Source organism: Geminicoccus sp., from assembly GCF_035556675.1.
In the GTDB taxonomy this organism is placed as follows: Bacteria; Pseudomonadota; Alphaproteobacteria; order Geminicoccales; family Geminicoccaceae; genus Geminicoccus.
Map to the genome: position 1 here is coordinate 1 of NZ_DATMFZ010000002.1, position 5,771 is coordinate 5,771.

Here is a 5,771-nt window from a genome sequence, read left to right on the forward strand (position 1 = left end):
GGGGAACCGGCGTCAGGCCTGTCCTGTGCCCCTGGTCGTATAGCGAGAACAGCGGCTCTGGCCGATCGCGGAGGTAGCGGCCCCCCAGGCCTTCGTCGAAGCCGGCAAGCGCTGCTTTGCCGGCAGTCACGTCCATCGCGCGGCAGATGTCCTCGAGGGCTGCCGTCACGGCTCCGTGGTCCTCGTACGACACGAAATCCAGGCGGTGCCGGAGCAGATGGACCCACGGGTCTGGATGGCCGCCGCCGATCGGCACGACGCGCCGGCCAGCAGCTCGAATCGGGGTCTCCTGCCGCGCCGCCCGGTCCGCGCCCCCCCACCTACCGGACCAGACACTCCGGATACCCCTCCGCCGCCATGAACTCCTTCGTCTCCACCCACCAGTCCATGTCCGCCTCCCATCTGGCCCGCTTCTCCCCGGCCTCCTCCGCCCCGAGCGTCCCCCAGATCACGACCCCGTCCGCCCCCAGCCGCTTCAGCGTCTCCAGCTGGGTCAGGAACACGCCCTTCTCCACCAGCTTGCGCCGGATCGCCAGGTCGGAGGCGAAGTCGTGATATTGCGGCCAGAGATAGGGATAGACCGGCCGCTCACCGATCAGCGGCTGCCATTCGTCCCGGATCAGCGCCATCATGCCTTCCGCCCGGGCGATCCAGCTCCGGCTGCCCGGCTCGCGGTAGCGCGTGTACATCTGCGGGAACAGGACGTCGCTGGCGCGCGCGATGTGCAGGGTCACCCAGTTGGTGGCCCGGGTGGCGGGCACCTGGCCGCGGCCCGGGATATAGCCGAAATAGTCGTTGATTGGCGCCTCGCCGAAATAGCCCAGCTGCAGCCCCTTGGCCTGGATCGCCGGCTGGGCGCGGAAATGCTCGATCAGGCGGATATACTGGTCGGCCTTGCGCACCGCCCCCGGGTCGCCCGACTTGATCATCCAGCCGCGCTTCTCGACGTTCAGCACCACCATCCCGCCCGCCGGCGCCGCCGCCGCGATCTTGTCGGTGGCGGCACGCAGCGCCGGGGCGTTCAGGTCGAGCGGCTGGTCGTAGCGCGGCATGGCGTTGCCGAAGATCGCCCCCTCGGTGATCAGCGGGATCGGCTCGATGCCGCAGGCCGCGAGTTCCTCGGCCGTGGGCGCTGCGGCCGTCTCGCCGTCCAGCCAGCTCATCTGCCAAAGGATCCTGAACGGCGGGCCGGCAGTCGCGTCGCCCTCCCCCGCCACTGCCGGCCCGGCCGCCAGCAGCCCCAACCCGACCGTCACCGTCCAGGCCAGCTTCCGCCAGCGCTCCCCCAGACTCGCCGCCATCGTCCCCTTCCCCCGTTCCTGCAGGTCCGCCGCATTCCCGGCTTCGCGCAGGCAATAACCGAGCCATTCTACCGGAAGTACTATTGATTGTTTGAAATATCGGCAAGCTTCTACCAGGCCCCGGCCATGCGGTCTGCCAGCATGACTGATGCCCGCCCGATCGGTGACTGTACAGGTCCTGCACCTCGACGGCGGCCGGTCCCGCCGGCTATGCACCCCTTCGACCCGCCCGCAGCCAGCCGCCGAGAGGCCACCCGATGTTCCAGTTCGCGTCCCGCCCCGTCGCCATCACCGGTGCCGGCGGCGGCATCGGCCGGCGCCTGGTCGCCCGGTTCGTCGAGGCCGGTGCGGCCGTGATCGCCTTCGACCGCACGCCCGAGATGCTGGCCGACCTGCCCGGCATCGCCTTCTCGGCCGCCTTCGAGATGGGCGACCGCGCAGGTGCCGAGGCCGCGATCGCCAAGGCCACCGCGGCAATCGGGCCCATCAAGGTGCTGGTCAACAATGCCGGCGCTGCCCGCGCCGAGACGCTGACCGACATGACCCACGAGAAATGGGACGAGGAGGTCGCCCTCAACCTGACCGGCACCTTCCAGGTGACCACTCCGGTCCTTGCCTCCATGCGCGAGACCGGCGGCGGTGCCATCGTCACGATCGGCACGGTCAACGCGCTCATGCATTTCGGCAATCCCGGCTATGCCGCGGCCAAGGCCGGCCTGGTCGCCTACACCAAGGCGATCGCCACCGAGCAGGGCCGCTTCGGCATCCGCGCCAACATCGTCTGCCCGGGCTCGACCCGCACCCCCGCCTGGAACCGCCGCATCACCCAGGACCCGACCATCGTCGAGCGCCTGAGCAAACACTATCCGATCGGCCGCATGGTCGAGCCCGACGAGGTCGCCAGCGCCGTCCTGTTCCTGGCCTCCGATCTGGCGTCGGGCATCAGCGGCGCCGTCCTCCCGGTCGATGGCGGCCTGATGGCCGGCATGAAGGCGATGACCGAGGTGATCACCTCGGAGACCTTCTGAGCCGGCCATCCAGGCAATAGGATCACAGGCCTATTCATGCTATCCTGCGCTGTCCACCGCGCAGGAAGCCTTCGATGCCATCCCACACCGAACCCAGAACACGTTTTTGCACAAACGAACCCGAGAACGGCAAAACAATCATCCAGATCAATGACTTGGCCATTCAGCCCGCGCCGGGAAGGCTAAGCGGAACCCGAGCCCTCAGCCGCCCTTCGCCTGCTCCGGGAACATCGCGACCAGGCTTTCCTCCTTCGCCGCCGCCACGCCCCGCTCGGTGATCAGCCCGGTCACATAGCGGGCCGGCGTCACGTCGAACGCCCAGTTGCCGCCGGGGCTGCCGGGATTGGTGATCTGCACCGTGTGCAGCTTGCCCAGGGCATCCCGCCCGGTCACATGGGTGAGCTCGCGGTCGGCGCGCTGCTCGATCGGGATCTCCTTCACCCCGTCCCGGATCCGCCAGTCGATCGTGGTCGACGGCAGGGCCACATAGAACGGCACCTCGTTGGCATCGGCCGCCAGCGCCTTGAGATAGGTGCCGATCTTGTTGGCGACGTCGCCGGTCCGCGTCGTCCGGTCGGTCCCGACGATGCAGAGATCGACCTGGCCATGCTGCATCAGGTGCCCGCCGACATTGTCGGCGATGATGGTGTGCGGCACCTCCTCGTGCAGCAGCTCGTACGCGGTGAGCGAGGCGCCCTGGTTGCGCGGCCGGGTCTCGTCGACCCAGACATGCAGGTCGATCCCTTCCTCGCGCGCGGCATAGACCGGTGCCGTCGCGGTGCCGCGGTCGATCGTGGCGAGCCAGCCGGCATTGCAGTGGGTGAGCACGTTGACCGGCCCCCCGCCCTTGCGCTTCGCGACCTCGCGGATCAGGTCCAGCCCATGCCGGCCGATCGCGGCACAGATCTCGACATCCTCGTCGCAGATCGACGCCGCCTCGGCGAACGCCCGGTCCACCCGGCCGGAGGGTGCCTCGGCCAGCAGCACCGCGCGCATCCGCTCCAGCCCCCAGCGCAGGTTCACCGCGGTCGGCCGGGTGCGCATCAGCCGCTGGTAGGCCTGCTCCACGCCGGTATCGGACGGGTCGGCCAGCATCGCCAGCGCCATGCCATAGGCGGCGGTCCCGCCGATCAGCGGCGCGCCGCGCACCAGCATGGTCTCGATCGCGACCGCGGCAGCTTCCAGGTCGGGCAGGTCCGCCACCACGAACTCGTGGGGCAGCCTGGTCTGGTCGATCACCCGGACCTTGCGGTCCGCCTCGGTCCAGATGGTGCGGTAGGGACGCCCCTCGATGCGCATGTCGTTTGTGCCACTTTCTCGGCCGCTGGATACGGGCGGCATGTGGGGACGGCAACGCCGCGGTTGCAAGCGGGACTAAGGTCCGATTATAGGAATATTAGCATTACAACGCGCAGCCGAGGAACTCCGTCATGACCACCCTCCGCTTCACCGACCGCGGGCCTGAGGTCAAGCGCATGCAGGAGCGCCTGACCCTGCGCGGCTTCCGCCCAGGTCCTACCGACGGGATCTTCGGTGCTGCCACCGAGGCGGCGCTGATCGCCTTCCAGCGCGCCCAGGGCCTGCTGCCCGACGGCGTCTATGGCCCCAAGACCCGGCTGCGGCTGGACCCGGCCGGGATCCTGCACAAGGCCGAGCCCTATCTCTTCCTGTCCGCCGACCTGGTGGCGAAGATGTTCCCGGCCACGCCCGCTGGCAACATCGCCCGCTTCCTCCCGCTGGTCCTGACGGCGCTCAAGGCGTCCGGCATCGCCGACAAGCCCATGATCCTGACCGCACTGGCGACGATCCGTGCCGAGACCGAGGGCTTCCTGCCGATCGAGGAGCGGGTGTCGCGCTTCAACACCTCGCCCGGCGGCAGGCCCTTCGACCTCTATGACCAGCGCGCCGACCTCGGCAATCGCGGCCGGCCCGACGGCGAGCGCTATCGCGGCCGCGGCTTCGTCCAGCTCACCGGCCGGGCCAACTACACGGCGATCGGCAAGGCGCTGGGCATGGGCCTGGCCCTGGTCCAGGACCCCGCCCGCGCCCTGGAGCCGGAGACCGCGGCCAGGATCCTCGCCGCCTTCCTTCAGCCCCACGAGCGGGAGATCAAGGAGGCCGTGCTGGATGGCGACCTCCTGCGCATCCGCCGGCTGGTGAACGGCGGCAGCCACGGGTTCGGCCGCTTCGCCGACGCCTTCCTGCGCGGCTTCCGCCTGATCGACGACCCGGTCTGGCCGGCAGGCGAGCTGGACGCCGCGATCCGCGCCCGCCCGGACCTGCGCTCGGCCTGAACCGGCCTGCTGTAGAAAGGAACCCGGGCCTGCCGGTCTCGTTCCCCGCCCCAGCCTGTCCAACCCGAAGGGAACGAACATGCCCAAGATCGACCAGGCCCGCATCCTGATCATGGCCACCGACGGCTTCGAGCAGTCCGAGCTCACCGTGCCGCGCGACCAGCTGCGCGCGGCCGGCGCCAGGGTCGACGTGGCCTCCCCGTCCGGCCAGGAGATCCGCGGCTGGGACGAGACCGACTGGGGCGAGAAGGTCCCGGCCGACCTGTCGATCGACCAGGCGAAGCTCGACGATTACGACGCCCTGGTCCTGCCGGGCGGCCAGATCAACCCGGACAAGCTGCGCACCGAGCCCAAGGCGGTGGAGCTGGTCAGGCAGTTCGTCTCGTCCGGCAAGGTGGTGGCCGCGATCTGCCACGGTCCCTGGCTGCTGGTCGAGGCCGACGCCCTGCGTGGCCGCAAGGTCACCTCGTTCGGGTCGATCAGGACCGACGTCGCCAATGCCGGCGCCGACTGGGTCGACCAGGAGGTGGTGGTCGACCAGGGCATCATCACCAGCCGCTCGCCCAAGGATCTCGATGCCTTCGTCGGCAAGATCGTCGAGGAGGTCCAGGAAGGCCGCCACCAGCGCGCCGCCTGATCCGGTAGCATCCTGTCCCCGGCGGGAAGCGCGGAGTCTACGGCAGCACCGCATTTCTGCTATGCTGCCGGCCCGATCCCGCCGAGGGACAGTCATGGCGGCAGCAGCACGGATCGAGCGGCGGCTCGCCGCCATCCTGGCAACCGATGTGGTCGGCTACAGCCGGCTCATGGAGCAGGACGAGGACCGCACCCTCGCCAAGCTCAAGGCGCATCGCCGGGAATTCGTCGAACCCCTGATCGCCGAGTACCAGGGGCGCGTCGTCAAGCTCATGGGCGACGGGCTGCTGGCCGAGTTCGCCAGCGTCGTGGACGCGGTGCGCTGTGCGGTGCTGATCCAGAAAGGGATGGCCGAGCGAGAGCTGGAGTTGCCGCCGGCCCAGCGCATCCGCCTGCGGATCGGGATCAATCTCGGCGACGTGATCCACGAGACCGACGGCGACATCTATGGCGACGGGGTGAACGTCGCGGCCCGGCTGGAGCATCTGGCCGAGCCCGGCGGGATCATCGTC

At 69.5% G+C, this 5,771-nt stretch carries 7 protein-coding genes and 1 pseudogene; 4 read left to right on the forward strand and 4 right to left on the reverse strand.

Annotation, left to right across the window (positions count from 1 at the left end):
* A pseudogene (locus VNS22_RS00075) lies at nucleotides 1-256 on the reverse strand (hypothetical protein); the annotation flags it as partial.
* Between the two features lie 64 nt (nucleotides 257-320).
* On the reverse strand, nucleotides 321-1,301 hold the full coding sequence (locus VNS22_RS00080) for a hypothetical protein (RefSeq protein WP_325728518.1): 981 nt from the start codon (nucleotides 1,299-1,301) through the stop codon (nucleotides 321-323).
* 257 nt (nucleotides 1,302-1,558) lie between these two features.
* Here VNS22_RS00080 and VNS22_RS00085 point away from each other — a divergent pair, with 257 nt between their 5' ends.
* Nucleotides 1,559-2,329, forward strand: coding sequence for an SDR family oxidoreductase (locus VNS22_RS00085; RefSeq protein ID WP_325728519.1), 771 nt, complete (start codon nucleotides 1,559-1,561; stop codon nucleotides 2,327-2,329).
* 34 nt (nucleotides 2,330-2,363) lie between these two features.
* Here the strand turns inward: VNS22_RS00085 and VNS22_RS00090 are convergent, their stop codons facing one another.
* Together VNS22_RS00090 and mtnA are read right to left on the reverse strand one after the other, a co-directional pair.
* The gene (locus VNS22_RS00090) at nucleotides 2,364-2,492 is read right to left on the reverse strand and encodes a hypothetical protein (protein WP_325728520.1); all 129 of its coding nucleotides are present in this window, start codon (nucleotides 2,490-2,492) and stop codon (nucleotides 2,364-2,366) included.
* A gap of 38 nt (nucleotides 2,493-2,530) precedes the next feature.
* Nucleotides 2,531-3,628 carry an S-methyl-5-thioribose-1-phosphate isomerase gene (mtnA, locus tag VNS22_RS00095; RefSeq protein WP_325728521.1) on the reverse strand — a complete coding sequence of 366 codons (1,098 nt, stop codon included), beginning with the start codon at nucleotides 3,626-3,628 and terminating at the stop codon, nucleotides 2,531-2,533.
* A gap of 131 nt (nucleotides 3,629-3,759) precedes the next feature.
* Between mtnA and VNS22_RS00100 the strand changes: the two genes are divergently transcribed.
* From VNS22_RS00100 to VNS22_RS00110, 3 genes are all read left to right on the forward strand, one after another.
* Nucleotides 3,760-4,623, forward strand: a complete 864-nt coding sequence (locus tag VNS22_RS00100; protein ID WP_325728522.1) for a peptidoglycan-binding protein — start codon at nucleotides 3,760-3,762, stop codon at nucleotides 4,621-4,623.
* Nucleotides 4,624-4,702: 79 nt separating this feature from the next.
* Nucleotides 4,703-5,260 carry a type 1 glutamine amidotransferase domain-containing protein gene (locus VNS22_RS00105; RefSeq protein ID WP_325728523.1) on the forward strand — a complete coding sequence of 186 codons (558 nt, stop codon included), beginning with the start codon at nucleotides 4,703-4,705 and terminating at the stop codon, nucleotides 5,258-5,260.
* A 94-nt stretch (nucleotides 5,261-5,354) separates the two neighbouring features.
* A partial coding sequence (locus tag VNS22_RS00110) for an adenylate/guanylate cyclase domain-containing protein (protein WP_325728524.1) occupies nucleotides 5,355-5,771 on the forward strand: 417 nt, incomplete at its 3' end.

Coding starts and splice junctions, on each gene's coding strand:
- VNS22_RS00080 (WP_325728518.1), bottom strand. CDS start 1,301: ATGGCGGCGAGTCTGGGGGAGCGCTGGCGGAAGCTGGCCTGGACGGTG.
- VNS22_RS00085 (WP_325728519.1), top strand. CDS start 1,559: ATGTTCCAGTTCGCGTCCCGCCCCGTCGCCATCACCGGTGCCGGCGGC.
- VNS22_RS00090 (WP_325728520.1), bottom strand. CDS start 2,492: ATGGCCAAGTCATTGATCTGGATGATTGTTTTGCCGTTCTCGGGTTCG.
- mtnA (WP_325728521.1), bottom strand. CDS start 3,628: ATGCGCATCGAGGGGCGTCCCTACCGCACCATCTGGACCGAGGCGGAC.
- VNS22_RS00100 (WP_325728522.1), top strand. CDS start 3,760: ATGACCACCCTCCGCTTCACCGACCGCGGGCCTGAGGTCAAGCGCATG.
- VNS22_RS00105 (WP_325728523.1), top strand. CDS start 4,703: ATGCCCAAGATCGACCAGGCCCGCATCCTGATCATGGCCACCGACGGC.